The following is a 318-nucleotide window of genomic DNA, read 5'->3' as shown; positions in this document are numbered from 1 at the left end:
CATCTCCTGGGCGGCCTCGGCGAGTTTCCTGGACGCCTGGAGTTCGGCGTCGGCGTTGATGACGCGGGCCCGGCGTTCGCGGTCGGCCTCGGCCTGGCGGGCCATGGACCGCTTCATCGTGTCGGGCAGGGAGACGTCCTTGATCTCGACGCGGTCGATCTGCACGCCCCAGCCGATGGCGGGGCTGTCGATCATCAACTCCAGCCCCTGGTTCAGCTTCTCGCGGTTGGACAGCAGGTCGTCGAGGTCGCTCTTGCCGATGATCGACCGCAGCGAGGTCTGCGCCATCTGGGACACCGCGAACCGGTAGTCCTCGAC

At 67.6% G+C, this 318-nt stretch carries 1 protein-coding gene; it reads right to left on the bottom strand.

Annotation, left to right across the window (positions count from 1 at the left end):
* Nucleotides 1-318, bottom strand: a 318-nt coding sequence (locus tag KUM38_RS39195; RefSeq protein ID WP_217136915.1) for an SPFH domain-containing protein, incomplete at both ends; no start/stop codon positions are given.

The sequence above is a fragment of the Streptomyces sp. AC558_RSS880 genome, assembly GCF_019049255.1.
Lineage (GTDB): Bacteria > Actinomycetota > Actinomycetes > Streptomycetales > Streptomycetaceae > Streptomyces.
The sequence above is the reverse complement of the archived record's forward strand: the minus strand, read 5'-3'. Positions and strand labels throughout refer to the sequence as shown.